Origin of the sequence: Streptomyces sp. NPDC048664, from assembly GCF_040650555.1 — a bacterium.
In the GTDB taxonomy this organism is placed as follows: Bacteria; Actinomycetota; Actinomycetes; order Streptomycetales; family Streptomycetaceae; genus Streptomyces.
The window spans coordinates 12,813-39,197 of sequence record NZ_JBEZHK010000003.1 but is presented as its reverse complement, the minus strand read 5'-3'; the positions used below and the strand labels follow the sequence as shown (position 1 = coordinate 39,197).

Genomic DNA, 26,385 nt, shown 5'->3' with positions numbered 1-26,385 from the left:
CCGTGGCTGCCCGTAACACGGCCCGCAAGCGTGCCTTCCAGATCCTCTTCGAGGGGGACCAGCGCGGGGCCGACGTCCTGACGGTCCTCGCGGACTGGATCCGGCACTCGCGCAACGACACCCGTCAGCCGCCGGTGAGCGAGTTCACCATGCAGCTGGTCGAGGGCTACGCGGAACGCGCCCGGCGCATCGACGAGCTGATCGCGCAGTACGCGGTCGGCTGGACGCTCGACCGGATGCCCGTGGTCGACCGCAACATCCTGCGTCTCGGCGCCTACGAGCTGATCTGGGTGGACGACACCCCGGACGCCGTGGTGCTGGACGAGATGGTGCAGCTCGCCAAGGAGTTCTCCACGGACGAGTCGCCCTCGTTCGTCAACGGTCTGCTCGGCCGGCTGAAGGACCTGAAGCCGTCCCTGCGCCGTGACGAGGCCTGAGGCGTTCGGACCACCCGGCCACAGGCAGGCGACAGAAACGCCGGAGGGGCCCGCAGCGTGCTGCTGCGGGCCCCTCCGGCGTTCTCAGCCACTCCCGTCACTCCCGTGACCAACTCTGCCCAAAGGTCGCTCCCGGCCCCCGCAGCACCCCTCAGGGCCGCACCACGGCCCCTCACAACGCCGCCGGGGTGGCCCGGACCCTGTGGTCCCGGCCACCCCGGCGGCACGTTTCTGCTGGGTGGGGCGGTCAGCCTTCCTCGTGGGCGACCGCACGGCGCGCGTCGGCGTCCAGCACACCCCAGCTGATCAGCTGCTCGGTCAGGACCGAGGGCGACTGGTCGTAGATGACCGCGAGGGTGCGCAGGTCGTCCTGGCGGATCGACAGCACCTTGCCGTTGTAGTCGCCGCGCTGGGACTGGATCGTCGCCGCGTAGCGCTGGAGAGGGCCCGCCTTCTCCGCCGGCACGTTGGCCAGGCGCTCAAGGTCGAGGACGAGCTTCGGCGGCGGCTCGGCGGCGCCCCCGGGCGTGGTGCCGGGCAGCAGCTCCTGCACCGGGACCCCGTAGAAATCCGCCAGCTCGGCGAGACGCTGCACGGTGACGGCGCGGTCGCCGCGCTCGTACGAACCGACCACGACCGCCTTCCAGCGTCCCTGGGACTTCTCCTCCACACCGTGGAGGGAAAGGCCCTGCTGGGTGCGGATCGCCCGGAGCTTGGCCCCGAGCTGTTTGGCGTATTCGCTGGACATATAGCTCCCCGGACACGGTGTCGACGTGCGGCCAAGCCGCGCGGCTGGTGACTCACTGTGAGGTTACGCAGCGTGACTCTTCCCCGTCAAGCTGAATGGTCCGGACCGACCTTTCCGTGGTAGGCGGGCCGCGACAGGGCCATGCGGGTGATGTGCGGCGGCAGGGGGGTGAACGGCCGCCGTCGAGGGCCTGGTAGCGTGTATGGCGCAATTCCGACGTCCTTTAAGATCCGTCCCGTGAGGCGGAGAAGGGGGTCCGTTTCGTATGGACACGCAGCATTCCGATGCCCGGCCCGTCCTCGAAGGTCCTGACATCGCGCGGGTGTTGACCCGTATCGCGCATGAGATCGTCGAGCGCGCCAGAGGCGCCGAGGACGTGGTTCTCCTCGGCATCCCGACCCGGGGCGTCTTCCTCGCCCGCCGGCTCGCCGACAAGCTGGAGCAGGTCACCGGCCGCGCCATCCCGGTCGGCTCGCTCGACATCACCATGTACCGCGACGATCTGCGGATGCACCCGCCCCGCGCGCTGGCCCGCACCGAGATCCCCGGCGACGGCATCGAGGGCCGCCTGGTCGTCCTCGTCGACGACGTGCTCTTCTCCGGCCGGACCATCCGCGCCGCCCTGGACGCCCTGAACGACATCGGGCGCCCCCGCGCGGTCCAGCTCGCCGTGCTGGTGGACCGAGGCCACCGGGAGCTGCCGATCCGCGCCGACTACGTCGGCAAGAACCTCCCCACGTCGCTGCGGGAGACGGTCAAGGTCCAGCTCGCCGAGGAGGACGGTCGCGACACCGTGCTGCTCGGTGTGAAGCGGACCGCCCCGGACGCGGAGCACTAGCACCGGGGCGTACGCCACCTCTGGACGCCCCGCGCGTGCGCCTCCGTGCGCGCCCGCGTGCCCGAAACTTCCCGAACCTCCCGATTGAACTGTCTTACGGAGCCTGAAAGATGCAGCGTCATCTCATCTCGGCCGCCGACCTCACCCGCGACGACGCCGTCCTGATCCTCGACACCGCCGAGGAGATGGCCAGGGTCGCGGACCGGCCGATCAAGAAGCTGCCGACCCTGCGCGGCCGCACGGTGGTCAACCTCTTCTTCGAGGACTCCACCCGGACCCGGATCTCCTTCGAGGCCGCCGAGAAGCGGCTGTCGGCGGACGTGATCAACTTCACCGCGAAGGGCTCCAGCGTCTCCAAGGGCGAGTCCCTCAAGGACACCGCCCAGACCCTGGAGGCCATGGGCGTCGACGCCGTCGTCATCCGGCACGGCGCCTCCGGCGCCCCCTACCGCCTCGCCACCTCCGGCTGGATCGACGCCGCCGTCATCAACGCCGGCGACGGCACCCACCAGCACCCCACCCAGGCCCTGCTCGACGCCTTCACCATGCGCCGCCGCCTGATCGGGCCGGACACCGGCCTGGGCCGCGACCTCGCCGGCAAGCGCGTCACCCTCGTCGGCGACGTCCTGCACAGCCGGGTCGCCCGCTCCAACGTCGACCTGCTGCACACCCTCGGCGCCGAGGTCACCCTGGTCGCCCCGCCGACCCTGCTGCCCGTCGGTGTCGGCGCCTGGCCCTGCGAGGTCTCCTACGACCTCGACAGCACGCTGCCCAAGTCCGACGCGGTGATGATGCTGCGCGTCCAGCGCGAGCGCATGAACGCCGCGTTCTTCCCCACCGAGCGCGAGTACTCGCGCCGCTACGGACTCGACGGCGACCGCATGGCGCGCATGCCCGAGGACGCCATCGTGATGCACCCCGGCCCGATGGTCCGCGGCATGGAGATCACCGCCGAGGTCGCCGACTCAGCGCGCTGCACCGCCGTGGAGCAGGTCGCGAACGGCGTGTCGATCCGCATGGCCGTCCTGTACCTGCTGCTCGGCGGCAACGAGCCCGCCCTCACCCCCGCCCGTACCACCGAGGAGAAGTGACCACCATGAGCAAGACCCTGATCCGCGGTGCGCGGGTGCTCGGCGGCGACCCTCAGGACATCCTGATCGACGGCGAGACCATCGAGGCCGTCGGCACCGGACTGTCCGCCGAGGGCGCGGAGGTCGTCGAGGCCGCGGGCAAGGTGCTGCTGCCGGGCCTCGTCGACCTGCACACCCATCTGCGCGAGCCCGGCCGCGAGGACTCCGAGACGGTCCTGACCGGTACCCGCGCCGCCGCGAGCGGCGGCTTCACCGCCGTGTTCGCCATGGCCAACACCTTCCCGGTCGCCGACACCGCCGGTGTGGTCGAGCAGGTCTACCGGCTCGGCCGGGAGCACGGCTACTGCGACGTCCAGCCCATCGGCGCCGTCACCGTGGGCCTGGAGGGGCGCAAGCTGGCCGAGCTCGGCGCCATGCACGAGTCCGCGGCGGGCGTCACCGTCTTCTCCGACGACGGCAAGTGCGTGGACGACGCGGTGATCATGCGCCGCGCGCTGGAGTACGTGAAGGCGTTCGGAGGAGTGGTCGCCCAGCACGCCCAGGAGCCCCGGCTGACCGAGGGCGCCCAGATGAACGAGGGCGTCGTCTCCGCGGAGCTCGGCCTCGGCGGCTGGCCCGCCGTCGCCGAGGAGTCGATCATCGCGCGCGACGTGCTGCTCGCCGAGCACGTCGGCTCCCGGGTGCACATCTGCCATCTGTCGACCGCCGGGTCCGTCGAGATCGTGCGCTGGGCCAAGTCCCGCGGCATCGACGTGACCGCCGAGGTCACCCCGCACCACCTCCTGCTCACCGACGAACTGGTGCGCTCCTACGACCCGGTCTACAAGGTCAACCCGCCGCTGCGCACCGAGCGCGACGTGAGGGCGCTGCGCGAGGCGCTCGCCGACGGCACGATCGACATCGTCGCCACCGACCACGCCCCGCACCCGCACGAGGACAAGGACTGCGAGTGGGCCGCCGCCGCCATGGGCATGGTCGGCCTGGAGACCGCGCTGTCCGTCGTCCAGGAGACGATGGTCGACACCGGGCTGCTCGACTGGGCCGGTGTCGCCGACCGCATGTCCGTCCAGCCCGCGCGGATCGGCCGCGCCGCCGGCCACGGCCGCCCCGTCTCGGCGGGCGAGCCCGCCAACCTCACGCTGGTCGACACGGCATACCGTGGGTCCGTGGACCCCGCGGGCTTCGCCTCGCGCAGCCGCAACACCCCGTACGAGGGCCGTGAGCTGCCGGGCCGTGTCACCCACACCTGGCTCCGGGGCAAGGCCACGCTCGTCGACGGGAAGCTCACGTGACACTTATCGATCTCTCGGCTGCCGCGCACACAGCCGTACTCGCCGCCTCGGAGAAGTCGGCCCCGGTGACCGACTGGCCCGCCCGGATCGGCTGGCTCGTGGGCATCGTCCTCTTCGTCGCGCTCGTCTACTGGCTGATGCGCGAGGGCTGGAAGTGGCGCGGCACCCTCCAGAGCGACCTGCCCGAGCCGCCGGACGCGCCGACGGAGCCCGGCGAGGCCACACTGACGATGAGCGGCCGCTACCACGGCTCCACCACCGCCGGGCAGTGGCTGGACCGCATCGTGGCGCACGGCCTGGGAACCCGCAGCAGGGTGGAGCTCACCCTCACTCACGCGGGCCTGGTCGTCGTACGACCCGGAGCGAGGGACTTCTTCGTCCCGGCGGCGCGGCTGCGCGAGGCCAGGCTCGACAAGGGCATCGCGGGCAAGGTCCTCACCGAGGGCGGTCTGCTGGTCGTCACCTGGGAGCTGGGCGACAAGCTGATCGACTCCGGGTTCCGCTCCGACCACGCGGCCGAGCACAACGAATGGGTCGACACCCTGAACCAGATGATCAACACGACGGAAGGCGCACGATGACGACCTCCACCAGGGGAGCCTCCAGGGTTCCCGCCGTACTCGTCCTGGAGGACGGCCGGATCTTCCGGGGCCGTGCCTACGGGGCCGTGGGGGTGACCTTCGGCGAAGCCGTGTTCTCCACCGGGATGACCGGCTACCAGGAGACCCTCACCGACCCGTCGTACCACCGCCAGGTCGTCGTGATGACCGCCCCCCACGTCGGCAACACCGGCGTCAACGACGAGGACCCCGAGTCCCAGCGCATCTGGGTCGCGGGCTACGTCGTGCGCGACCCCGCGCGCGTGCCCTCCAACTGGCGCGCCAAGCGCTCGCTGGACGAGGAACTGCGCCGGCAGGGTGTCGTCGGCATCAGCGGCATCGACACCCGGGCGCTCACCCGCCACCTGCGCGAGAGCGGCGCCATGCGCGTCGGCATCTTCTCCGGCGCCGCGCTCCCCGACGAGGGCACCATGCTCGCCGAGGTGCGCCAGGCCCCCGAGATGAAGGGCGCCGACCTGTCCGCGGAGGTCGCCACCGAGCAGGCCTACGTGGTCCCCGCGATCGGCGAGAAGAAGTTCACCGTCGCCGCCGTCGACCTCGGCATCAAGGGCATGACCCCGCACCGCATGGCCGAGCGCGGCATCGAGGTGCACGTCCTGCCCGCCACGGCGAGCACCGAGGACGTGTACGCGGTGAACCCGGACGGCGTGTTCTTCTCCAACGGGCCGGGTGACCCGGCCACCGCCGACCACCCGGTCTCCGTCATGCGGGCCGTCCTGGAACGCGGCACCCCCCTGTTCGGGATCTGCTTCGGCAACCAGATCCTCGGCCGCGCCCTCGGGTTCGGCACCTACAAGCTGAAGTACGGCCACCGCGGCATCAACCAGCCCGTGCAGGACCGCACGACCGGCAAGGTCGAGGTCACCGCGCACAACCACGGCTTCGCCGTGGACGCCCCGCTCGACAAGGTGTCCGACACCCCCTACGGCCGGGCCGAGGTCTCCCACGTCTGCCTCAACGACAGCGTGGTGGAGGGCCTGCGGTTGCTCGACCGGCCCGCCTTCAGCGTCCAGTACCACCCCGAAGCGGCAGCGGGTCCCCACGACGCCGCCTACCTGTTCGACCGCTTCGTCTCCCTGATGGAGGACCAGCGTGCCTAAGCGCACCGATATCCAGTCCGTCCTGGTCATCGGATCGGGTCCGATCGTCATCGGCCAGGCCGCCGAGTTCGACTACTCCGGCACCCAGGCGTGCCGGGTCCTGAGGGCCGAGGGCCTGCGGGTCGTCCTGGTCAACTCCAACCCGGCGACGATCATGACCGACCCCGAGATCGCCGACGCCACCTACGTCGAGCCGATCACCCCGGAGTTCGTCGAGAAGATCATCGCCAAGGAGCGGCCGGACGTGCTGCTGCCCACCCTGGGCGGCCAGACGGCCCTCAACACGGCGATCTCCCTGCACGAGTCGGGCGTCCTGGAGAAGTACGGCGTCGAGCTGATCGGCGCCAACGTGGAGGCGATCCACAAGGGCGAGGACCGCGACCGCTTCAAGGAGGTCGTGAGGGCCGTCCGGCGCAGCATCGGGCACGGTGAGTCCGCCCGGTCCGTGATCTGCCACACCATGGACGAGGTGCTGGCCGGCGTCGAGGAGCTCGGCGGCTACCCCGTCGTCGTCCGCCCCTCCTTCACCATGGGCGGCGCCGGATCCGGCTTCGCCCACGACGAGGACGAGCTGCGCCGGATCGCCGGCCAGGGCCTGACCCTCTCGCCGACCACCGAGGTGCTCCTGGAGGAGTCCATCCTCGGCTGGAAGGAGTACGAGCTGGAGCTGATGCGCGACAAGAACGACAACGTCGTGGTCGTCTGCTCCATCGAGAACTTCGACCCCATGGGCGTGCACACCGGCGACTCGATCACCGTCGCCCCGGCCATGACGCTGACCGACCGCGAGTACCAGGTCCTGCGCGACGTCGGCATCGCCGTCATCCGCGAGGTCGGTGTCGACACCGGCGGCTGCAACATCCAGTTCGCGGTGAACCCCGAGGACGGCCGGGTCATCGTCATCGAGATGAACCCGCGCGTGTCGCGCTCGTCCGCCCTGGCCTCCAAGGCGACCGGCTTCCCGATCGCGAAGATCGCCGCCAAGCTGGCCGTCGGCTACACGCTGGACGAGATCCCGAACGACATCACGCAGGAGACCCCCGCCTCCTTCGAGCCCACCCTCGACTACGTCGTGGTCAAGGCCCCGCGGTTCGCGTTCGAGAAGTTCCCGTCCGCCGACAGCACCCTGACCACGACCATGAAGTCCGTCGGCGAGGCCATGGCCATCGGCCGCAACTTCACCGAGGCCTTCCAGAAGGCGCTGCGCTCCCTGGAGAAGAAGGGCAGCCAGTTCACCTTCGTCGGCGACCCGGGTGACAAGACGCGGCTCCTGGAGGAGTCCGTCCGCCCGACCGACGGCCGGATCAACACCGTCATGGGAGCCATCCGCGCCGGGGCCACCCCGCAGGAGGTCTTCGAGTACACGAAGATCGACCCCTGGTTCGTGGACCAGCTCTTCCTGCTCAAGGAGATCGCGGACGAACTGGCGGCGGCCGAGCGCCTGAACGCCGAGCTGCTCGCCGAGGCCAAGCGGCACGGCTTCTCCGACCAGCAGATCGCCGAGATCCGCGGGCTGCGCGAGGACGTCGTGCGCGAGGTGCGCCACGCGCTCGGCGTACGCCCCGTCTACAAGACGGTCGACACCTGCGCCGCCGAGTTCGCCGCGCGGACGCCGTACTTCTACTCCTCCTACGACGAGGAGACCGAGGTCGCGCCCCGCACCAAGCCCGCGGTGATCATCCTGGGCTCGGGACCCAACCGGATCGGCCAGGGCATCGAGTTCGACTACTCCTGCGTCCACGCCTCCTTCGCGCTCAGCGACGCGGGCTACGAGACCGTGATGGTCAACTGCAACCCCGAGACCGTCTCCACCGACTACGACACCTCCGACCGGCTCTACTTCGAGCCGCTCACCCTCGAGGACGTGCTGGAGATCGTCCACGCCGAGCAGCAGGCCGGTCCGGTCGCGGGCGTCGTGGTCCAGCTCGGCGGCCAGACCCCGCTGGGCCTGTCGCAGGCGCTCAAGGACAACGGCGTGCCGATCGTGGGCACCTCCCCGGAGGCGATCCACGCCGCCGAGGACCGCGGCGCGTTCGGCCGCGTGCTCGCCGAGGCCGGTCTGCCCGCGCCCAAGCACGGCACCGCGACGACCTTCGCCGAGGCCAAGGCCATCGCCGACGAGATCGGCTACCCCGTCCTCGTCCGGCCCTCGTACGTGCTCGGCGGGCGGGGCATGGAGATCGTCTACGACGAGACCCGGCTGGCCGCCTACATCGCCGAGTCCACCGAGATCAGCCCCTCGCGGCCGGTGCTCGTGGACCGCTTCCTCGACGACGCGATCGAGATCGACGTCGACGCGCTCTACGACGGCCGGGAGCTCTACCTCGGCGGCGTCATGGAGCACATCGAGGAGGCCGGGATCCACTCCGGCGACTCCGCCTGCGCCCTGCCCCCGATCACCCTGGGCGGGCACGACGTCAAGCGGCTGCGCGCCTCGACCGAGGCCATCGCACGCGGGGTCGGCGTCCGCGGTCTGATCAACATCCAGTTCGCGATGGCGGGTGACATCCTCTACGTCCTGGAGGCCAACCCGCGCGCCTCCCGGACCGTCCCCTTCACCTCGAAGGCGACCGCCGTGCCGCTCGCCAAGGCCGCCGCCCGGATCTCGCTGGGCGCGACCATCGCGGAGCTGCGCGCCGAGGGACTGCTGCCCGCGCACGGCGACGGCGGCGAACTGCCGCTCGACGCGCCGATCTCCGTCAAGGAGGCCGTGATGCCGTGGTCCCGGTTCCGCGACATCCACGGACGCGGCGTGGACACGATCCTCGGCCCGGAGATGCGCTCCACCGGCGAGGTCATGGGCATCGACTCCGTCTTCGGCACCGCCTACGCCAAGTCGCAGGCGGGGGCCTACGGACCGCTGCCGACCAAGGGCCGCGCCTTCATCTCGGTGGCCAACCGGGACAAGCGGTCGATGATCTTCCCGGCGCGCGAACTGGTCGCCCACGGCTTCGAACTGCTCGCCACCTCGGGCACCGCCGAGGTGCTCAAGCGCAACGGCATCCACGCCACCGTGGTGCGCAAGCAGTCCGAGGGGACCGGCCCGAACGGCGAGCGGACCATCGTCCAGCTCATCCACGACGGCGACGTCGACCTGATCGTCAACACGCCGTACGGCACCGGCGGCCGGCTCGACGGCTACGACATCCGCACCGCGGCCGTGGCCCGCGCCGTGCCCTGCCTGACCACGGTCCAGGCCCTCGCCGCGGCCGTCCAGGGCATCGACGCCCTCAACCACGGCGACGTGGGCGTCCGCTCCCTCCAGGAACACGCCGAACACCTGACCGCGGCCCGCGACTAGCAACGCCCCGAGGGGGACACCGGAAACGGTGTCCCCCTCTTCATGAGGGCATGAGGACACCCACGATGTACAAGATCTTCTTCCGCCTGGTCTTCCGGCGGATGGACCCGGAGCAGGCGCACCACCTCGCCTTCCGCTGGATCCGCCTCGCCGTCCGGGTCCCCGTGCTGCGCACCTTCGTCGCCGCGGTCCTCGCGCCGCGCCACAAGGAACTGCGTACGGAGGCGTTCGGCCTGCGGATGCACGGCCCGTTCGGGCTCGCGGCCGGCTTCGACAAGAACGCGGTCGCGATCGACGGCATGTCGATGCTGGGCTTCGACCACGTCGAGATCGGCACGGTGACGGGCGAGCCGCAGCCCGGCAACCCCAGGAAGCGGCTGTTCCGCCTGGTCGCGGACCGGGCGCTGATCAACCGCATGGGCTTCAACAACGACGGCTCCCTGGCCGTCGCGGCACGCCTCGCCGCGCGCAGGGAGGTCTTCCGGACGACCGTCGGCGTCAACATCGGCAAGACCAAGGTCGTCCCCGAGGCGGAGGCCGCCGCCGACTACGTGAAGTCGGCCGAGCGGCTCGCACCGCACGCCGACTACCTGGTGGTCAACGTCTCCTCCCCGAACACCCCGGGGCTGCGCAGTCTCCAGGCGACCGAGGCCCTGCGGCCCCTGCTCGGCGCGGTGCGCGAGGCCGCCGACCGGACGGTCACGGGCCGCCGCGTGCCGCTTCTGGTGAAGATCGCCCCCGACCTCGCCGACGAGGACGTCGACGCCGTCGCCGACCTCGCCGTGGAACTCGGCCTGGACGGGATCATCGCCACCAACACCACCATCGCGCGCGACAGCCTCGGCCTGAGGTCCGCGCCCGCGCTGACGCAGGAGACCGGCGGCCTGTCGGGCGCGCCGCTCAAGGAACGCTCGCTGCAGGTGCTGCGCCGCCTCTACGCGCGCGTGGGCGACCGCATCACCCTGGTGGGCGTCGGCGGCATCGAGGACGCCGAGGACGCCTGGCAGCGCATCCTGGCCGGCGCCACGCTGGTCCAGGGCTACAGCGCGTTCATCTACGAGGGCCCCCTGTGGGCCCGCGCCGTCCACAAGGGCCTCGCGGCGCGCCTGCGCACCAGCCCGTACGCCACCCTCGCCGACGCGGTCGGCGCCGATGTGAGGAAGCCCGCATGACCCTGGAACCCTTCGGCGCGCGCCTTCGCCGGGCGATGGACGAGCGGGGTCCGCTGTGCGTCGGCATCGACCCGCACGCCTCCCTGCTCACCGCCTGGGGCCTCAGCGACGACATCGCGGGCCTGGAGCGGTTCAGCCGCACCGTGGTGGAGGCCATGGCCGAGCGGGTCGCCGTCCTCAAGCCGCAGAGCGCCTTCTTCGAGCGCTTCGGCTCGCGCGGCCTGGCCGTCCTGGAGAAGACCGTCGGCGAGGCGCGGGCGGCCGGGGCGCTGGTGGTCATGGACGCCAAGCGCGGCGACATCGGCTCCACCATGGCCGCCTACGCCGAGTCCTTCCTGCACGAGGACTCCCCGCTGTTCTCCGACGCGCTCACCGTCTCCCCGTACCTCGGCTACGGCTCCCTGAAGCCCGCCGTGGACCTGGCGCGGCAGAGCGGCACCGGACTCTTCGTCCTCGCCCTGACCTCGAACCCCGAGGGCGGCGAGGTGCAGCACGCGCTGCGGCCAGACGGACGGAACGTGGGGGCGACGATGCTCGCCCACCTGGCGGCCGAGAACGCCGGCGAGGAGGCTCTGGGGTCCTTCGGGGCGGTCGTGGGCGCCACGCTCGGCGATCTGTCGTCGTACGACCTGGACGTCAACGGGCCGCTGCTCGCGCCCGGAATCGGCGCCCAGGGCGCCACCGCGGCCGATCTGCCGACGGTCTTCGGGTCGGCCGCGCGCAACGTGGTGCCCAACGTGAGCCGGGGTGTGCTGCGTCACGGCCCCGACGTCGTGGCGCTGCGTGACGCGGCGGAACGCTTCGCGCGGGAGATCCGGGCCGCCGTGGCGGGCGACGCGACCCCGTGACCGGGCCCCGCGAGGGCCCGCGCGGGCGCGGTGCGGGTGGCTCGCGTCTCATTACAGCCTCAAATCCGGACCGATATGTCCTAAAAGTCCGTCTCGACGGAGGCTGACCAGGACTTTTCCGCTGTTCTCGCTGACTCAGGCGCACTTGACCGCTAGTCTCCGACGAGAGTCAACGGGCGAGCGTGTTGCTCGTGGCTCCCCAGGTGTGGGGCGACTAGGTTCCTCACCGGTCCGTATCCGATCAGTTCGACATCCGAGGTGACGTAGGCGTGGCTCTTCCGCCCCTTACCCCTGAACAGCGCGCAGCCGCGCTCGAAAAGGCCGCCGCGGCTCGCCGGGAGCGGGCCGAGGTCAAGAATCGACTCAAGCACTCCGGCGCCTCCCTGCACGAGGTGATCAAGCAGGGGCAGGAGAACGACGTCATCGGCAAGATGAAGGTCTCCGCCCTCCTGGAGTCCCTGCCGGGCGTCGGCAAGGTCCGCGCCAAGCAGATCATGGAGCGGCTCGGCATCTCCGAGAGCCGCCGCGTGCGCGGCCTCGGCACCAACCAGATCGCCTCCCTGGAGCGCGAGTTCGGTGGCGCCGCCGGCTGAGTCCTGGGCACTCCGGGATTACTGGAATAATCGCCGCATGAGTGAACGTCCGCGGCTGACCGTGCTCTCCGGCCCCTCCGGGGTCGGTAAGAGCACGGTCGTCGCCCATATGCGCAAGAAACACCCCGAGGTCTGGCTCTCGGTGTCGGCGACGACCCGTAAGCCCCGCCCCGGCGAGAAGCACGGAGTCCACTACTTCTTCGTCACCGACGACGAGATGGACAAGCTGATCGCCAACGGCGAGCTTCTCGAATGGGCCGAGTTCGCCGGCAACCGCTACGGCACCCCGCGGGCCGCGGTGCTGGAGCACCTGGAGTCGGGTGTGCCGGTGCTGCTGGAGATCGACCTCCAGGGCGCCCGGCAGGTCCGCGAGTCCATGGCGGAGGCCCAGCTGGTGTTCCTGGCTCCCCCCTCCTGGGAGGAGCTCGTGCGCAGACTCACCGGACGGGGCACCGAGCCGCCCGAGGTGATCGAGCGCCGTCTCCAGGCGGCCAAGATCGAGCTGGCGGCCGAGCCCGAGTTCGACGAGACCCTGGTCAACACCTCGGTCGAGGACGTGGCCCGCGAGCTGCTAGCCTTGATGAACGTTGTGTGATCAGGATTGTGTGATCAGGTCTGATCTTTTTCCCATCTTCGGAAGGTAGAGCGTGTCCTCTTCCATCACCACGCCCGAGGGCATCATCAACCCGCCGATCGATGAGCTCCTTGAGGCCACCGACTCGAAGTACAGCCTCGTGATCTACGCGGCCAAGCGTGCCCGCCAGATCAACGCGTACTACTCGCAGCTCGGCGAGGGCCTGCTCGAGTACGTCGGTCCCCTCGTCGACACCCACGTCCACGAGAAGCCGCTCTCGATCGCCCTGCGTGAGATCAACGCGGGCCTGCTGACCTCCGAGGCCATCGAGGGCCCCGCGCAGTAGGTCAGGCGAGCGGGTCGGTGGAGTAAGTCGTATCCGCGGACCGCAATGGTTTTGTCCACAGGCCCGGCAGCGACAGCTGCCGGGCCTGTGGTCTGCTGGGAACAGGGATTGTCGAGTGCGGGGAGGCCCGGTGGGCAAGCCGAAGGTCGTTCTGGGAGTCGGCGGCGGGATCGCCGCGTACAAGGCGTGTGAGCTGTTGCGCAGGCTCAGCGAGTCCGGACACGACGTCCGTGTGGTGCCGACCGCCTCCGCGCTGCACTTCGTGGGCGCCGCCACCTGGTCCGCCCTGTCCGGCCACCCCGTCTCCACCGAGGTCTGGGACGACGTCCACGAGGTCCCGCACGTGCGGATCGGCCAGCACGCCGATCTGGTGGTCGTGGCCCCGGCGACGGCCGACCTGCTCGCCAAGGCGGCCCACGGCCTCGCCGACGACCTGCTCACCAACACCCTGCTCACCGCGCGGTGCCCCGTCGTCTTCGCCCCGGCGATGCACACGGAGATGTGGGAGCACCCGGCCACCCAGGAGAACGTGGCGACCCTCAGACGCCGTGGTGCCGTCGTGATCGAACCGGCCGTGGGCCGGCTGACCGGTGTGGACACCGGCAAGGGCCGGCTGCCCGACCCCGCGGAGATCTTCGACGTCTGCCGCGGGGTGCTGGCCCGGGGCGTGCGCGAGCCGGACCTTTCCGGACACCACGTGGTGGTCAGCGCGGGCGGCACCCGGGAGCCCCTCGACCCCGTCCGCTTCCTCGGCAACCGCTCCTCCGGCAAGCAGGGATACGCCCTCGCCCGCACCGCCGTGGCCCGCGGCGCCCGGGTGACCCTGATCGCCGCGAACACGAGCCTGCCGGACCCCGCCGGGGTGGACGTCGTCCAGGTCGGGACCGCCGTCCAGCTGCGCGAGGCGGTGCTCAAGGCGGCCGCCGACGCGGACGCCGTGGTCATGGCCGCGGCGGTCGCCGACTTCCGCCCGGCGGTGTACGCGTCGGGGAAGATCAAGAAGAAGGACGGCCAGGAGCCGGAGCCCGTCGCCCTGGTCCGAAATCCAGACATTCTCGCGGAGCTCTCGGCCGACCGCGCCCGGCCCGGCCAGGTGGTGGTCGGCTTCGCCGCGGAGACGGACGACGTGCTGGTCAACGGCCGTGCCAAGCTGGCACGCAAGGGATGCGACCTGCTCGTCGTGAACGAGGTGGGGGAGCGCAGGACCTTCGGCTCCGAGGAGAACGAGGCGGTCGTCCTGGGTGCCGACGGCACGGAGACCGCCGTGCCCCACGGCCCCAAGGAGGCGCTGGCCGAAACCGTGTGGGACCTGGTCGCCGGCCGCCTGGCCTGAAAGGTCTCTTCGTACGACTGGGCGCGCGCCGCGTGCACATTCGCGCGTGGCGACCCTGGAAAAGAGTGCACGCCATTGGGCAGAATGCCCGTGCCGCAGGTCACAGCGCTCTCGCGAAGCGAGACGCCTTCCCCGGCGGTCGAGCGCGACCGATAAACTGTTTCTCGGACGACGCCGGGCGCAGCCCCCGTCCCGTCCGCCCATGATCAGACAGCAGCCGCTGCAACCACAGGGAGCGTTGTGTCCCGTCGCCTGTTCACCTCGGAGTCCGTGACCGAGGGCCACCCCGACAAGATCGCTGACCAGATCAGCGACACGATTCTCGACGCGCTTCTGCGTGAGGACCCCTCGTCCCGCGTCGCCGTCGAGACGCTGATCACCACCGGCCTGGTGCATGTGGCCGGAGAGGTCACCACCAAGACCTACGCGGACATCGCGACCCTCGTCCGCAGCAAGATCCTCGAGATCGGCTACGACTCCTCGAAGAAGGGGTTCGACGGCGCGTCCTGCGGGGTCTCGGTCTCGATCGGTGCCCAGTCCCCGGACATCGCGCAGGGTGTGGACACGGCGTACGAGAACCGTGTGGAGGGCGACGAGGACGAGCTGGACCGCCAGGGCGCCGGCGACCAGGGCCTGATGTTCGGCTACGCCTCGGACGAGACGCCGACGCTGATGCCGCTGCCGATCTTCCTCGCGCACCGTCTGTCCAAGCGCCTGTCCGACGTCCGCAAGAACGGCACCATCCCCTACCTGCGCCCGGACGGCAAGACCCAGGTCACCATCGAGTACGACGGTGACAAGGCGGTCCGCCTGGACACCGTCGTGGTCTCCTCCCAGCACGCGAGCGACATCGACCTGGAGTCGCTGCTGGCGCCCGACATCCGCGAGTTCGTGGTGGAGCCGGAGCTGAAGGCCCTGCTGGACGAGGGCATCAAGCTGGAGACGGACGGCTACCGCCTCCTGGTCAACCCCACCGGCCGCTTCGAGATCGGCGGCCCGATGGGCGACGCGGGCCTCACCGGCCGGAAGATCATCATCGACACGTACGGCGGCATGGCCCGCCACGGCGGCGGCGCCTTCTCCGGCAAGGACCCGTCCAAGGTGGACCGCTCCGCGGCGTACGCGATGCGCTGGGTCGCGAAGAACGTGGTCGCGGCCGGGCTCGCCTCCCGCTGCGAGGTCCAGGTCGCGTACGCGATCGGCAAGGCCGAGCCGGTCGGCCTGTTCGTGGAGACCTTCGGCACCAACAAGGTCGAGAACGAGAAGATCGAGAAGGCGATCGACCAGGTCTTCGACCTGCGTCCGGCCGCGATCATCCGCGATCTCGACCTGCTGCGCCCGATCTACTCCCAGACCGCGGCGTACGGCCACTTCGGCCGTGAGCTCCCCGACTTCACCTGGGAGCGCACGGACCGCGTGGACGCGCTGCGCGCGGCGGTCGGGCTGTAGGCCCTGCCACACGCCTTGTCCCACGAGGCCCGGCACCCCCGTCACGGGGGTGCCGGGCCTCGGTGCCACCCGGCGCCCGGGCCGGTGTCAGTGGCGTTTGGTAAGAATGCAGGCGTGAGCAGCGGGAACGGTCAGCAGTCGGCGGGCGGGTCCAAGGCCGCACCGCCCGAGCAGCTTGCGCTGATCCGTGAGGCCGTGCGCAAGGCCAAGGAACCCCGGGCCAAGCCTCGGACCTGGCGCGGGGCCGAACTCGCCGAGCGGCTGCCGGTCGCCCGTGTGCTGGTCGACAAGGGTGTCCTGCACCTGGACCGGTACTTCGACTACGCCGTGCCCAAGGAGCTCGACGCGGCGGCCCAGCCCGGGGTGAGGGTGCGGGTCCGCTTCGGCGCCGGGGGACGCACGGTGCGCGAGGGGCGGCGCGAGGGCGGGAAACTCATCGACGGGTTCCTCGTCGAACGGGTCGCCGAGTCGGAGTACACCGGGCCCCTCGCGGCCCTGGCCCAGGTCGTGTCACCGGAGCCCGTCCTGACGCCGGACCTGCTCGAACTCGCCCGGGCCGTCGCCGACCGCTACGCGGGCAGCCTCGCCGACGTGCTCCAGCTCGCCGTCCCCCCGCGCCACGCCCGGGCCGAGGCCGCCGAGACGGGGCCCCCACCCCCACCGCCCGCCGCCCCCGCTCCCGGCCCCTGGCAGCGCTACGGCAGAGGGCCCCGGTTTCTGCGGTCCCTGGCCTCGGGCGGCGCCCCCCGGGCCGTGTGGACCGCCCTGCCCGGCCCCGAGTGGGCCGAGGAGATCGCCCGGGCCGTGCAGGCCACGCTCGCCTCGGGGCGCGGTGCCCTGGTCGTCGTGCCCGCCGGACGGCCCGCCGCGCGCGTCGACGCGGCGCTCAAGGACCTGATGGGCGAGGGCCTGCACGCGCTCCTCACCGCCGACGCCGGGCAGGAGCGGCGCTACCGGGAATGGCTCGCCGTGCGCCGGGGAGCGGTGCGGGCCGTCGTCGGCACGCGGGCCGCCATGTTCGCGCCGGTGCGCGACCTCGGGCTCGTCGTCGTCTGGGACGACGGGGACAGCAGCCACAGCGACGACAACGCCCCCTTCCCGCACGTCCGTGAGGTGCTGGAGCTGCGCGCCGCACGCGACCAGTGCGCGTTCCTGCTGGGCAGCCGCGGCTGCACCGTCGAGGCCGCCCAGCTCGTGGAGAGCGGATGGGCCGCGCCCCTGGTGGCCGACCGCGAGCAGGTGCGGGCCACCGCGCCACTGGTGCGGACCGTGGGCGACGGGGATCTCGCGCGCGACGAGGCCGCGCGGGCGGCCCGCCTGCCGACGCTCGCCTGGGAGGTCATACGCGAGGGACTGCGGCGGGGACCCGTGCTGGTGCAGGTGCCCCGGCGGGGCTATGTGCCCCGCCTGGCCTGCGGGAACTGCCGCGCCCCCGCACGCTGCCGGCACTGCGCGGGGCCGTTGGCCGCGCGGGAGGCGGGGGATCTGTGCTGCGGCTGGTGCGGGCGGATGGAGAGCGCCTGGCACTGCCCCGAGTGCGGGGCGTTCCGGCTGCGTGCGCAGGTCGTGGGGGCGCGGCGTACCGCCGAGGAGCTGGGCCGGGCGTTCGCGTCGGTGCCGGTGCGCACGTCCGGGCGGGAGCAGGTGCTGGACACGGTGCCGGGCACGCCCGCCCTGGTCGTCAGCACCCCGGGCGCCGAGCCGGTCGCCGAGGGCGGGTACGCGGCGGCCGTGCTGCTGGACGCGTGGGCCATGCTGGGGCGGCCGGATCTGCGGGCGGGGGAGGAGGCTCTGCGGCGGTGGATCGGCGCGGGTGCGCTGGTGCGACCGCAGGGAGCCGGGGGGACCGTCGTGGTCGTCGCCGATCCCACCCTGCGGCCGGTGCAGGCGCTGGTGCGGTGGGACCCCGTCGGGCACGCGGTGCGGGAGCTGTCCGAGCGGGCCGAGCTGGGGTTTCCGCCGGTGTCCCGGATGGCGGCGGTGACCGGGCCGGTCGGGGCGGTGACGGACTTCCTCGCCGGGGTTCGGCTGCCCGCGGACGCCCAGGTGCTGGGACCGGTGGAGGTTCCCGCGGCCCCCGGCTCCGCGCCGGTCGGCTCGCCGCCGGGGGAGCGGGCGCTGGTGCGGGTGCCGCCGGGCAGTGGGGCGGCGCTCGCCGCGGTGTTGAAGGCGGGGGTGGCCGAACGGCTGGCGCGGGGGGGCCGGGAGGCCGTGCGGGTCCGGGTCGACCCGCCGGACATCGGCTGACGCTCCCGGGCGCCCCCTTCGGGTTGGTCCGTTGCGGGTGGGATGCGGGTGAGTGGGAGGTCTGCGCGGTTCCCCGCGCCCCTTCGGGGGTGGTTTCCGCGCGTCGTGAGGTGTGGGTCGGTGGGGGCTGGTCGCGCGGTTCCCCGCGCCCCTGGCGAGCACGTTGCGCGCGCTCATCGAGGGGCGCGGGGAACCGCGCGAGCGACCACGACGGACCCGCGGACGTGACGCGGACCAGGAGGCAGTGGTCCGGCGTCAGCCGTTCCGCGGGCCGGGGAAGGGGGCCGGGGTGGTCGAGGGCTGGGTGGGCATGGCACGGGCCGCCGGCACCGTGGGCAGCCCCGCGCTCACGTTGAGGGCGCGGGGCCCCGCGGGTTCGGGGGCCCGGTCGGCCTCCGCGGGGGGCGGCGTGACCGCGCGACGGGCGCCGTAACGCCGGTGCACCGCCTGCTTGGTGACCCCGAGCGCCGAGCCCACCGCGTCCCAGGAGAAGCCGAGCGAACGGTCGAAGTCCACGGCGGCCGTCACGAGCGTCTCGACGCTGTCCCGCAGCTCCTGGGCGAGACGGACGGTCGGGGCGGGAGCACGTCCGTAGACGACGAACCCCGTGGACGGACCGGAGCGGCGCGGACGGTAGACGTTGCCCAACTGGGCGGTGAGGGTGCGCAGTGCGTCCACCTGCCGGCGGACCCGCTCGATGTCCCGCACCAGCAAGTGCAGGCTCGCCCGGGCCTGGGCGTCGTGGGTTGCGTGGTCGGCCATGAACAAGCCTCTCGAACCGGCGTTGCGAAGGATCGGACCGCCGTCGCGGCCCGTTGTGCGGTCAACTCTTTCTTGACCAACGCGCTTTTGGGTCTGGGGTCACGGTGCGGGGGCGCAAGGGCATATGCCGTACGCCCCCGTCTCCCCTCAGCCCTCATAGACTGGTGCGCCGCCCCACCGAACCGGCGTCAGCCGCGAGGTGCGGGTCCGTCAGAGTTCCCGCCCCGAGAGGCCGTCAACCACCCATGAGGCTCGTCTTCGCAGGTACCCCCGAGGTCGCTGTCCCCGCCCTGGACGCCCTGATCGCGTCCGAGCGGCACGAGGTGGCCGCCGTCGTCACCCGGCCCGACGCTCCGGCGGGACGCGGGCGCAGGCTGGTCGCCAGCCCCGTGGCCGAGCGGGCGGCGGAGGCGGGCATCGAGATCCTCAGGCCGACCAGGCCCCGGGACGAGGACTTCCTCGCCCGGCTGCGGGAGATCGCGCCCGACTGCTGCCCCGTCGTCGCCTACGGCGCGCTCCTGCCGCGGGTGGCCCTCGACGTGCCCGCGCACGGCTGGGTCAACCTCCACTTCTCCCTGCTGCCCGCCTGGCGCGGCGCCGCCCCCGTGCAGCACTCGCTGCTGGCGGGCGACGAGATCACCGGAGCCTCGACCTTCCTCATCGAGGAGGGGCTCGACTCCGGCCCGGTCTACGGCACGGTCACCGAGGAGATCCGTCCCACCGACACCAGCGGCGACCTGCTCACCCGCCTCGCCTTCGCCGGCGCGGGCCTGCTGGAGGCGACCATGGACGGCATCGAGGACGGCAGCCTGAAAGCCGTGCCCCAGCCCGCCGAGGGCGTCACCCTCGCGCCGAAGATCAACGTGGAGGACGCGCACGTCGACTGGTCGGCGCCCGCCCTGCGCGTCGACCGCATGGTGCGCGCCTGCACCCCCGCGCCCGGCGCCTGGACCGCCTTCCGCGGTGAGCGCCTCAAGCTGATCCAGGCGGTGCCGGTGCCCGACCGGACCGACCTCGCCCCCGGGCAGCTGGCGGTCGGCAAGAACAACGTGTACGCCGGCACCGGCTCCTACGCGGTCGAGCTGCTGTGGGTGCAGGCCCAGGGCAAGAAGCCGATGCGGGCCGCGGACTGGGCGCGCGGGGTGCGGATCGCCGCCGGGGAGAACCTGGGCGGCTGACCTCCCCGGCCCGCCCGACAGCCAGGGACGTACGCTTGAGGGCGCACGTCATCCCACACCCGGAGCACATTTTTCGTGAGCGACCAGCGCCGTCGTCCCGGCAAGCCGTACCGCAGGCCCCAGAAGGACCCCGTCCGTATCCTCGCCTTCGAGGCCCTCAGGGCCGTCGACGAACGGGACGCGTACGCGAACCTCGTTCTGCCGCCCCTGCTGCGCAAGGCGCGGGAGAAGGGCGACTTCGACGGGCGTGACGCGGCGCTCGCCACGGAGCTGGTCTACGGCACGCTGCGCCTGCAGGGGACGTACGACGCGATCGTCGCGTCCTGTGTGGACCGGCCGCTGCGCGAGGTCGACCCGCCCGTCCTCGACGTGCTGAACCTGGGCGTCCACCAGCTGCTCGGCACCCGTATCCCCTCCCACGCGGCGGTGTCCGCCACCGTCGAGCTGGCCCGGGTCGTGCTCGGCGACGGACGGGCCAAGTTCGTCAACGCCGTGCTGCGCAAGGTCGCGCAGGACGACCTCGACGGCTGGCTGGGGCGGGTGGCGCCGCCGTACGACGAGGACCCCGAGGAGCATCTGGCCGTGGTGCACTCGCACCCGCGCTGGGTGGTCTCCGCCCTGTGGGACTCCCTGGGCGGCCCCCGCGCGGGCATCGAGGACCTGCTGGAGGCGGACAACGAGCGGCCCGAGGTGACGCTCGTCGCGCGTCCCGGCCGCGCGGGCACCGAGGAACTGCTGCGCGAGGAGGCCGCGATGCCGGGGCGCTGGTCCCCGTACGCGGTCCGGCTCACCGAGGGCGGCGAGCCCGGTGCCGTCGACGCCGTGCGCGAGGGCCGCGCGGGCGTCCAGGACGAGGGCAGTCAGCTCGTCGCGCTGGCCCTCGCGAACGCGCCCCTCACGGGCCCCGACGAGAAGTGGCTCGACGGCTGCGCGGGACCCGGCGGCAAGGCGGCCCTGCTGGCGGCGCTCGCCGCGGAGCGCGGGGCGGTGCTGCTGGCCTCCGAGAAGCAGCCGCACCGTGCCGGCCTGGTGGCGAAGGCGCTCGACGGGAACCCGGGCCCCTACCAGGTCATCGCCGCCGACGGTACCCGCCCGCCGTGGCGGCCCGGCAGCTTCGACCGGGTCCTGGTGGACGTGCCCTGCACCGGTCTCGGTGCGCTGCGCCGCCGGCCCGAGGCCCGCTGGCGGCGCCGCCCCGAGGACCTGGACGGCTTCGCGCCGCTCCAGCGCGCGCTGCTGCGCACGGCCCTCGACTCCGCGCGGGTCGGCGGCGTCGTCGGCTACGCCACCTGCTCGCCGCATCTGGCGGAGACGCGGGCCGTGGTCGCCGACGTCCTCAAGGAGGCTCCCGGAGCCGAGCTCCTGGACGCCCGGCCCCTGCTCCCCGGCGTCCCGGCGCTCGGCGAGGGCCCCGACGTCCAGCTGTGGCCCCATCTGCACGGCACCGACGCGATGTACCTGGCCTTGCTGCGCCGCACGTCCTGACCCGTCCGACGGGCCCCGAAGCCCGGCTCGAGAATGCCGCGGGGCGGCCTGTGGGCGCCCGTGCGCCCCGGAGTCGGTCCCGGGGCCCCGGCGGGTCCGGGAACGCCCTTCGACGGCCTCCCCGGCGGGTACCCGGCGGTCCAGGGGGCGGACCGGGGGCAACAACCGGCCCCGGGCATGGCAGGCTTGGGTCATGGCCGTGCAGATCAACCCCAGCATCCTGTCCGCGGACTTCGCCCGCCTCGCCGAGGAGGCGAAGGCGGTCGAGGGCGCCGACTGGCTCCACGTCGACGTCATGGACAACCACTTCGTCCCGAACCTCACGCTCGGCGTGCCGGTCGTGGAGTCGCTGGCCCGTGCCACGGACACCCCGCTGGACTGCCATCTGATGATCGAGGACGCCGACCGGTGGGCACCGCAGTACGTCGAGGCGGGCGCCGGATCCGTCACCTTCCACGTCGAGGCGGCCGCCGCGCCGGTGCGCCTCGCCCGTGAGATCCGGGCCAAGGGCGCCCGCGCCTCCATGGCCCTGAAGCCCGCGACCCCCATCGAGCCGTACGAGGACCTGCTGCCCGAGCTGGACATGCTGCTGATCATGACGGTCGAGCCCGGCTTCGGCGGGCAGGCCTTCCTGGACATCATGCTGCCGAAGATCCGCCGCACCCGCGAGCTCATCAGCAAGCACGGCCTCGAACTGTGGCTCCAGGTCGACGGCGGAGTCTCGGCCTCCACCATCGAACAGTGCGCGGAGGCGGGAGCGGACGTCTTCGTCGCCGGCTCGGCCGTGTACGGGGCCGCGGACCCGTCCGCGGCGGTCCGGGCACTGCGTACCCAGGCGGAGCGGGCCACGTCCCGAGCGTCATGGGCGTGCGACGACTGAGACAACGGAACCTGAACGACGTCCGTCCGGGCTGATCAAGCACGCCGGATCTGCAAGGATGAACGGCGAATGCAGAGTGTGAACAGCAGTGAGGAGAGGGCCGTGTCGGGTATGTCGGCGGGCCGGTCAGCCATGCGGATGGGACCCGCTGAGCTGGTGCAGGCGGCGGCCATGGCCCGTCGCTTCTATCTCGAGGGCAAGTCCAAGATCCAGATCGCGGAGGAGTTCGGCGTCAGCCGCTTCAAAGTGGCCCGGGTCCTGGAGACCGCTCTCGAACGGGATCTCGTGCGGATCGAGATCCGGGTTCCGGCCGAGCTGGACGCGGAGCGCTCCGACGCGCTGCGCGCCCGCTACGGCCTCAGGCACGCCGTCGTGGTCGAGTCCCCGGCCGAGGCGGCCGAGGAGTCGCCCGACCCGGAGAACCTCGGCGAGGTGGCGGCCGACCTGCTCGGCGAGCTGGTCGCCGAGGGCGATGTGCTGGGCCTGGCCTGGGGGCGCTCCACCATCCACATGGCGGCGGCCCTGGACCGGCTGCCGCCCTGCACGGTGGTGCAGCTGACCGGTGTCTACGACGCCGGGACCTCCGAGCGCGGCTCGGTGGAGGCCGTGCGCCGCGCGGCTCAGGTCTCGGGCGGTGACGCCCACCCCATCTACGCGCCGATGCTGCTGCCGGACGCGGCGACGGCCGCGGCGCTGCGCAACCAGACGGGGATCGCCCGCGCCTTCGAGTACTTCGACAAGGTGACGGTCGCCTGTGTCTCCATCGGCTCCTGGGAGCCGGGCATCTCGACGGTGCACGACATGCTGAGCGACGACGAGCGGGCGCACTACGCCTCCCTCGGCGTCGCCGCCGAGATGGCCGCGCACCTCTTCGACACCGAGGGCCGCCGGGTCGGACGGGACCTGGGGGAGCGGTGCATCACCGTCAAGGCCGACCAGCTGCGCCGCATCCCGGAGGTCGTGGCCATCGCGGGCGGACAGCGCAAGGCCGCCGCGATCGACGCGGTGCTGCGGTCCGGGCTCGTCACCAGCCTGGTGACGGACACGGCCGCGGCGGACTCCCTCCTGACGGCGGGACCGGCGCCGGGGCCCGCCCTCCACCGGGCGGACCCGGACGGGTGACCGCCCCCGGCCCCCGCGGGGCCGACGCGACGGCAGCCCCCGGCAGGGCGGGTCCGTCGCGGTGACCGTGCCCGGCCGGGCGGGTCTGTCGTGGTGCTCCCGCATTCGGCCGGGCGTTTCGCGGGAGGTGCCCGGCCCGGCCGCACGGGCCTGCTGTGGTGTTTGCCTCCGGCCACGCGGGGCCGCCGCGGTGCCCCGCGTGCGGACGCGCGGCGGCTCCCCCGCCGTCGCGCCTGGTGCACAGGGCCGTCGTGGCGCGGGCGTCCGTGCCATCCTGAGGCCGTACGTCCCTCGCGTGCCCGGTGCCTGGGCGCCTCCTCCGACTCGTTCAGGGCGGTACTGACATGCGCGACGACCTCGCCAACGGACGCCTGGTCACACTGGACCTCCAGGGCGCCGTGGACAAGGCCGCGTTCATGGAGCGGATCGTCGTCGCCCTGAACCTGCCGGGCTGGTTCGGCCGCAACTGGGACGCCCTCGCCGACTCGCTCACCGACCACACCGTCTGGCCGCCCGGTGCCGCGGACAAGGGCCTGCTGATCGTGGTGCGGGGCTGGCAGCAGTGGGCGAAGGCACGGCCCGAGGAGTGGGCGACGGCCCGGGAGGTGTTCGCCGCCGCGATGGACCGGATGCCGGCGCTCACGGTGGCCCTGGTCCTTGGAGGATCCCACGAGGACCCCGCTGACCTGCCTGGATGATCCGTCCAGGGACCGCACGCGGTGCGCCATGGGAGAATGAAGTACGTGCTCTCCCCCTGGCTGTCCTGTCCGGGGGCCGCCTCTGAACGACTGGGATGTGCAGCACGTGCGTTTCCTCAATGACATCCAGCCCGCGTACGACCTGACGTACGACGACGTCTTCATGGTGCCGAGGCGCAGCGCCGTGGGCTCCCGCCAGGGTGTGGACCTCGCCGCCCCGGACGGCACGGGCACCACCATCCCGCTGGTCGTGGCCAACATGACCGCCATCGCGGGCCGTCGCATGGCGGAGACGATGGCGCGTCGCGGCGGTCTGGTCGTCATTCCCCAGGACATCCCGATCGACGTGGTGACCGAGGTGATCTCCTGGGTCAAGAGCCGCCACCTGGTGCTGGACACCCCGATCGTGCTCGCCCCCCACCAGACCGTCGCCGACGCGCTGGCGCTGCTGCCCAAGCGCGCGCACAACGCCGGCGTCGTCGTGGACGAGGAGCAGCGCCCGGTCGGCGTGGTGACCGACACCGACCTGTCCGGCGTGGACCGCTTCACCCAGCTCGAAGTCGTGATGTCGCGGGACCTGCTGCTCCTGGACGCCGGAATCGACCCGCGCGAGGCCTTCCACCGCCTCGACGCCGCCAACCGCCGCTACGCTCCCGCCGTCGACGAGGACGGCAGGCTCGCCGGCATCCTCACCCGCAAGGGCGCCCTGCGCGCCACGCTCTACACCCCGGCCACCGACGCGGACGGCAGGCTGCGGATCGCCGCCGCCGTCGGCATCAACGGCGATGTCGCGGGCAGGGCCAAGCAGTTGCTCGACGCGGGCGTCGACACGCTCGTCATCGACACCGCGCACGGCCACCAGGAGACGATGCTCAACGCCATCAGGACCGTGCGGGCGCTGGACCCGCAGGTGCCGATCGTGGCGGGCAACATCGTCGCCGCCGAGGGCGTGCGCGATCTGGTCGAGGCGGGCGCGGACATCATCAAGGTCGGGGTCGGTCCCGGCGCCATGTGCACCACCCGCATGATGACGGGCGTGGGCCGCCCGCAGTTCTCGGCCGTCCTGGAGTGCGCCGCGGAGGCGCGCAGGTTCGGCAAGCACGTGTGGGCCGACGGCGGTGTCCGCCACCCGCGCGACGTCGCGATGGCCCTGGCCGCCGGCGCGTCCAACGTGATGATCGGCTCCTGGTTCGCGGGCACGTACGAGTCTCCGGGCGACCTCCAGCAGGACGCGAACGGCCGCCTCTACAAGGAGTCCTTCGGCATGGCGTCGGCGCGCGCGGTGCGCAACCGGACGTCGGAGGAGTCGGCGTACGACCGTGCCCGCAAGGCCCTGTTCGAGGAGGGCATCTCGACCTCCCGGATGTTCCTGGACCCGGACCGTCCCGGGGTGGAGGACCTGGTCGACTCGATCATCGCGGGCGTCCGCTCCTCGTGCACCTACGCGGGCGCGAACTCCCTTCAGGAGTTCGCCGAGCGGGCCGTCGTGGGCGTCCAGAGCGCCGCGGGCTACGCCGAGGGCAAGCCGCTGCACGCCAGCTGGAGCTGACCGGACCCGCACCGTCGTGGCCCCCGTGGCCCCTGTTCGCCCTTCGGGGCGAACAGGGGCCACGGCCGTGTCCGGGCGGCCGCCGCGGGCCGCCCGGACACGGACCGGCGCGGTCGTGCCGCCCGCTCGTGGTCTACTTCCTGTATGGCCACCGCCGCTCCCGGCCCGCCGCCGTGGAGTTCGGGCCGACCGCAGTCATCACAGGTCATCGCAGAGAAGTGAACCGCCCGCCTTGCTGAACGATCTCGACGAACGCATCGTCCACGCCCTCGCCGAGGACGCCCGCCGCTCCTACGCGGACATCGGGCAGATGATCGGCCTCTCCGCCCCCGCCGTGAAGCGGCGCGTGGACCGGCTGCGCGCGACCGGAGCCATCACCGGGTTCACCGTCCGGGTGGATCCGGGCGCGCTCGGCTGGGAGACGGAAGGGTTCGTGGAGATCTACTGCCGGCGCAACACCTCTCCGGAGACCATCCAGCGGGGCCTGGAGCGCTATCAGGAGGTCGTGGCCGCCTCCACCGTCACCGGGGAGGCGGACGCCGTCGCCCAGGTCTTCGCCTCCGACATGCGCCACTTCGAGCGGGTCCTGGAGCGGATCGCCGGGGAGCCGTTCGTGGAGCGCACCAAGTCGGTGCTCGTCCTGTCACCGCTGCTGCGCCGCTTCTCGTCGGGTTCGCCGACCTAGGTGTATTGACCCGCGTAAACAACCCTGCGGGTCAATA

Annotated in this window: 24 protein-coding genes; 22 read left to right on the top strand and 2 right to left on the bottom strand. The window is 72.3% G+C overall.

Features of this window, described 5'->3' with window-relative positions:
• Positions 1-2: 2 nt before the first annotated feature.
• Positions 3-437: a transcription antitermination factor NusB gene (gene nusB / locus AB0C59_RS03825; protein ID WP_363000696.1), complete on the top strand. Its 435-nt coding sequence runs from the start codon at positions 3-5 to the stop codon at positions 435-437.
• A gap of 247 nt (positions 438-684) precedes the next feature.
• Here nusB and bldD read toward each other — a convergent pair whose 3' ends face one another.
• A complete protein-coding gene (gene bldD / locus AB0C59_RS03820; RefSeq protein WP_363000694.1) occupies positions 685-1,185 on the bottom strand; it encodes a transcriptional regulator BldD in 501 nt (166 codons plus the stop codon).
• Between the two features lie 265 nt (positions 1,186-1,450).
• Between bldD and pyrR the strand changes: the two genes are divergently transcribed.
• From pyrR to AB0C59_RS03750, 14 genes are all read left to right on the top strand, one after another.
• Positions 1,451-2,023, top strand: coding sequence for a bifunctional pyr operon transcriptional regulator/uracil phosphoribosyltransferase PyrR (gene pyrR / locus AB0C59_RS03815; protein WP_363000692.1), 573 nt, complete (start codon positions 1,451-1,453; stop codon positions 2,021-2,023).
• A 110-nt stretch (positions 2,024-2,133) separates the two neighbouring features.
• The gene (locus AB0C59_RS03810) at positions 2,134-3,114 is read left to right on the top strand and encodes an aspartate carbamoyltransferase catalytic subunit (protein ID WP_363000690.1); all 981 of its coding nucleotides are present in this window, start codon (positions 2,134-2,136) and stop codon (positions 3,112-3,114) included.
• Positions 3,115-3,119: 5 nt separating this feature from the next.
• Positions 3,120-4,406, top strand: coding sequence for a dihydroorotase (locus AB0C59_RS03805; RefSeq protein WP_363000688.1), 1,287 nt, complete (start codon positions 3,120-3,122; stop codon positions 4,404-4,406).
• Positions 4,403-4,987, top strand: coding sequence for a hypothetical protein (locus AB0C59_RS03800; protein ID WP_363000686.1), 585 nt, complete (start codon positions 4,403-4,405; stop codon positions 4,985-4,987). Before AB0C59_RS03805 ends, AB0C59_RS03800 begins: the two co-directional genes overlap by 4 nt.
• Positions 4,984-6,126, top strand: coding sequence for a glutamine-hydrolyzing carbamoyl-phosphate synthase small subunit (gene carA / locus AB0C59_RS03795; protein ID WP_363000684.1), 1,143 nt, complete (start codon positions 4,984-4,986; stop codon positions 6,124-6,126). Before AB0C59_RS03800 ends, carA begins: the two co-directional genes overlap by 4 nt.
• Positions 6,119-9,427, top strand: a complete 3,309-nt coding sequence (gene carB, locus AB0C59_RS03790) for a carbamoyl-phosphate synthase large subunit (RefSeq protein ID WP_363000682.1) — start codon at positions 6,119-6,121, stop codon at positions 9,425-9,427. Before carA ends, carB begins: the two co-directional genes overlap by 8 nt.
• Before the next feature lie 65 nt (positions 9,428-9,492).
• Complete coding sequence (locus tag AB0C59_RS03785) at positions 9,493-10,599, top strand: quinone-dependent dihydroorotate dehydrogenase (protein ID WP_363001240.1); 1,107 nt, start codon at positions 9,493-9,495, stop codon at positions 10,597-10,599.
• Positions 10,596-11,447: an orotidine-5'-phosphate decarboxylase gene (gene pyrF / locus AB0C59_RS03780; protein WP_363000680.1), complete on the top strand. Its 852-nt coding sequence runs from the start codon at positions 10,596-10,598 to the stop codon at positions 11,445-11,447. Before AB0C59_RS03785 ends, pyrF begins: the two co-directional genes overlap by 4 nt.
• 269 nt (positions 11,448-11,716) lie before the next feature.
• Positions 11,717-12,040 carry an integration host factor gene (locus AB0C59_RS03775; RefSeq protein WP_363000678.1) on the top strand — a complete coding sequence of 108 codons (324 nt, stop codon included), beginning with the start codon at positions 11,717-11,719 and terminating at the stop codon, positions 12,038-12,040.
• 37 nt (positions 12,041-12,077) lie between these two features.
• Positions 12,078-12,635: a guanylate kinase gene (gene gmk, locus AB0C59_RS03770; protein ID WP_363000676.1), complete on the top strand. Its 558-nt coding sequence runs from the start codon at positions 12,078-12,080 to the stop codon at positions 12,633-12,635.
• A gap of 52 nt (positions 12,636-12,687) precedes the next feature.
• A complete protein-coding gene (rpoZ, locus tag AB0C59_RS03765; RefSeq protein WP_003970369.1) occupies positions 12,688-12,960 on the top strand; it encodes a DNA-directed RNA polymerase subunit omega in 273 nt (90 codons plus the stop codon).
• Positions 12,961-13,090: 130 nt separating this feature from the next.
• Complete coding sequence (gene coaBC / locus AB0C59_RS03760) at positions 13,091-14,293, top strand: bifunctional phosphopantothenoylcysteine decarboxylase/phosphopantothenate--cysteine ligase CoaBC (protein WP_363000674.1); 1,203 nt, start codon at positions 13,091-13,093, stop codon at positions 14,291-14,293.
• A 240-nt stretch (positions 14,294-14,533) separates the two neighbouring features.
• Positions 14,534-15,742, top strand: a complete 1,209-nt coding sequence (metK, locus tag AB0C59_RS03755) for a methionine adenosyltransferase (protein WP_363000672.1) — start codon at positions 14,534-14,536, stop codon at positions 15,740-15,742.
• 114 nt (positions 15,743-15,856) lie between these two features.
• Positions 15,857-17,989 carry a primosomal protein N' gene (locus tag AB0C59_RS03750; RefSeq protein WP_363000670.1) on the top strand — a complete coding sequence of 711 codons (2,133 nt, stop codon included), beginning with the start codon at positions 15,857-15,859 and terminating at the stop codon, positions 17,987-17,989.
• A 255-nt stretch (positions 17,990-18,244) separates the two neighbouring features.
• On the opposite strand, the gene AB0C59_RS03745 is transcribed toward AB0C59_RS03750, so the two are convergent.
• Entirely contained in the window at positions 18,245-18,751 is a 507-nt protein-coding gene (locus AB0C59_RS03745) for a hypothetical protein (protein WP_363000668.1), read from the bottom strand.
• Positions 18,752-18,996: 245 nt separating this feature from the next.
• Between AB0C59_RS03745 and fmt the strand changes: the two genes are divergently transcribed.
• The 7 genes from fmt to AB0C59_RS03710 all read left to right on the top strand — a co-directional run bounded on the left by fmt (position 18,997) and on the right by AB0C59_RS03710 (position 26,348).
• Positions 18,997-19,929: a methionyl-tRNA formyltransferase gene (gene fmt, locus AB0C59_RS03740; RefSeq protein ID WP_363000666.1), complete on the top strand. Its 933-nt coding sequence runs from the start codon at positions 18,997-18,999 to the stop codon at positions 19,927-19,929.
• Positions 19,930-20,004: 75 nt separating this feature from the next.
• On the top strand, positions 20,005-21,414 hold the full coding sequence (locus AB0C59_RS03735) for a transcription antitermination factor NusB (RefSeq protein ID WP_363000664.1): 1,410 nt from the start codon (positions 20,005-20,007) through the stop codon (positions 21,412-21,414).
• 193 nt (positions 21,415-21,607) lie between these two features.
• Positions 21,608-22,294, top strand: coding sequence for a ribulose-phosphate 3-epimerase (gene rpe, locus AB0C59_RS03730; RefSeq protein WP_363000662.1), 687 nt, complete (start codon positions 21,608-21,610; stop codon positions 22,292-22,294).
• A gap of 78 nt (positions 22,295-22,372) precedes the next feature.
• The gene (locus tag AB0C59_RS03725) at positions 22,373-23,416 is read left to right on the top strand and encodes a sugar-binding domain-containing protein (protein ID WP_363001238.1); all 1,044 of its coding nucleotides are present in this window, start codon (positions 22,373-22,375) and stop codon (positions 23,414-23,416) included.
• 344 nt (positions 23,417-23,760) lie between these two features.
• Positions 23,761-24,114 carry a barstar family protein gene (locus tag AB0C59_RS03720; protein WP_363000660.1) on the top strand — a complete coding sequence of 118 codons (354 nt, stop codon included), beginning with the start codon at positions 23,761-23,763 and terminating at the stop codon, positions 24,112-24,114.
• A gap of 106 nt (positions 24,115-24,220) precedes the next feature.
• On the top strand, positions 24,221-25,663 hold the full coding sequence (locus tag AB0C59_RS03715) for a GuaB1 family IMP dehydrogenase-related protein (protein WP_363000658.1): 1,443 nt from the start codon (positions 24,221-24,223) through the stop codon (positions 25,661-25,663).
• Positions 25,664-25,895: 232 nt separating this feature from the next.
• A complete protein-coding gene (locus AB0C59_RS03710; RefSeq protein ID WP_360976047.1) occupies positions 25,896-26,348 on the top strand; it encodes an Lrp/AsnC family transcriptional regulator in 453 nt (150 codons plus the stop codon).
• The last annotated feature ends 37 nt before the right edge of the window (positions 26,349-26,385 follow it).

Bases quoted from the DNA above. Each gene is read 5' to 3' on its own strand.
- bldD (WP_363000694.1), bottom strand. From the start codon at position 1,185: ATGTCCAGCGAATACGCCAAACAGCTCGGGGCCAAGCTCCGGGCGATC.
- pyrR (WP_363000692.1), top strand. From the start codon at position 1,451: ATGGACACGCAGCATTCCGATGCCCGGCCCGTCCTCGAAGGTCCTGAC.
- AB0C59_RS03810 (WP_363000690.1), top strand. From the start codon at position 2,134: ATGCAGCGTCATCTCATCTCGGCCGCCGACCTCACCCGCGACGACGCC.
- AB0C59_RS03805 (WP_363000688.1), top strand. From the start codon at position 3,120: ATGAGCAAGACCCTGATCCGCGGTGCGCGGGTGCTCGGCGGCGACCCT.
- carA (WP_363000684.1), top strand. From the start codon at position 4,984: ATGACGACCTCCACCAGGGGAGCCTCCAGGGTTCCCGCCGTACTCGTC.
- AB0C59_RS03785 (WP_363001240.1), top strand. From the start codon at position 9,493: ATGTACAAGATCTTCTTCCGCCTGGTCTTCCGGCGGATGGACCCGGAG.
- pyrF (WP_363000680.1), top strand. From the start codon at position 10,596: ATGACCCTGGAACCCTTCGGCGCGCGCCTTCGCCGGGCGATGGACGAG.
- gmk (WP_363000676.1), top strand. From the start codon at position 12,078: ATGAGTGAACGTCCGCGGCTGACCGTGCTCTCCGGCCCCTCCGGGGTC.
- AB0C59_RS03745 (WP_363000668.1), bottom strand. From the start codon at position 18,751: ATGGCCGACCACGCAACCCACGACGCCCAGGCCCGGGCGAGCCTGCAC.
- fmt (WP_363000666.1), top strand. From the start codon at position 18,997: ATGAGGCTCGTCTTCGCAGGTACCCCCGAGGTCGCTGTCCCCGCCCTG.
- rpe (WP_363000662.1), top strand. From the start codon at position 21,608: ATGGCCGTGCAGATCAACCCCAGCATCCTGTCCGCGGACTTCGCCCGC.
- AB0C59_RS03720 (WP_363000660.1), top strand. From the start codon at position 23,761: ATGCGCGACGACCTCGCCAACGGACGCCTGGTCACACTGGACCTCCAG.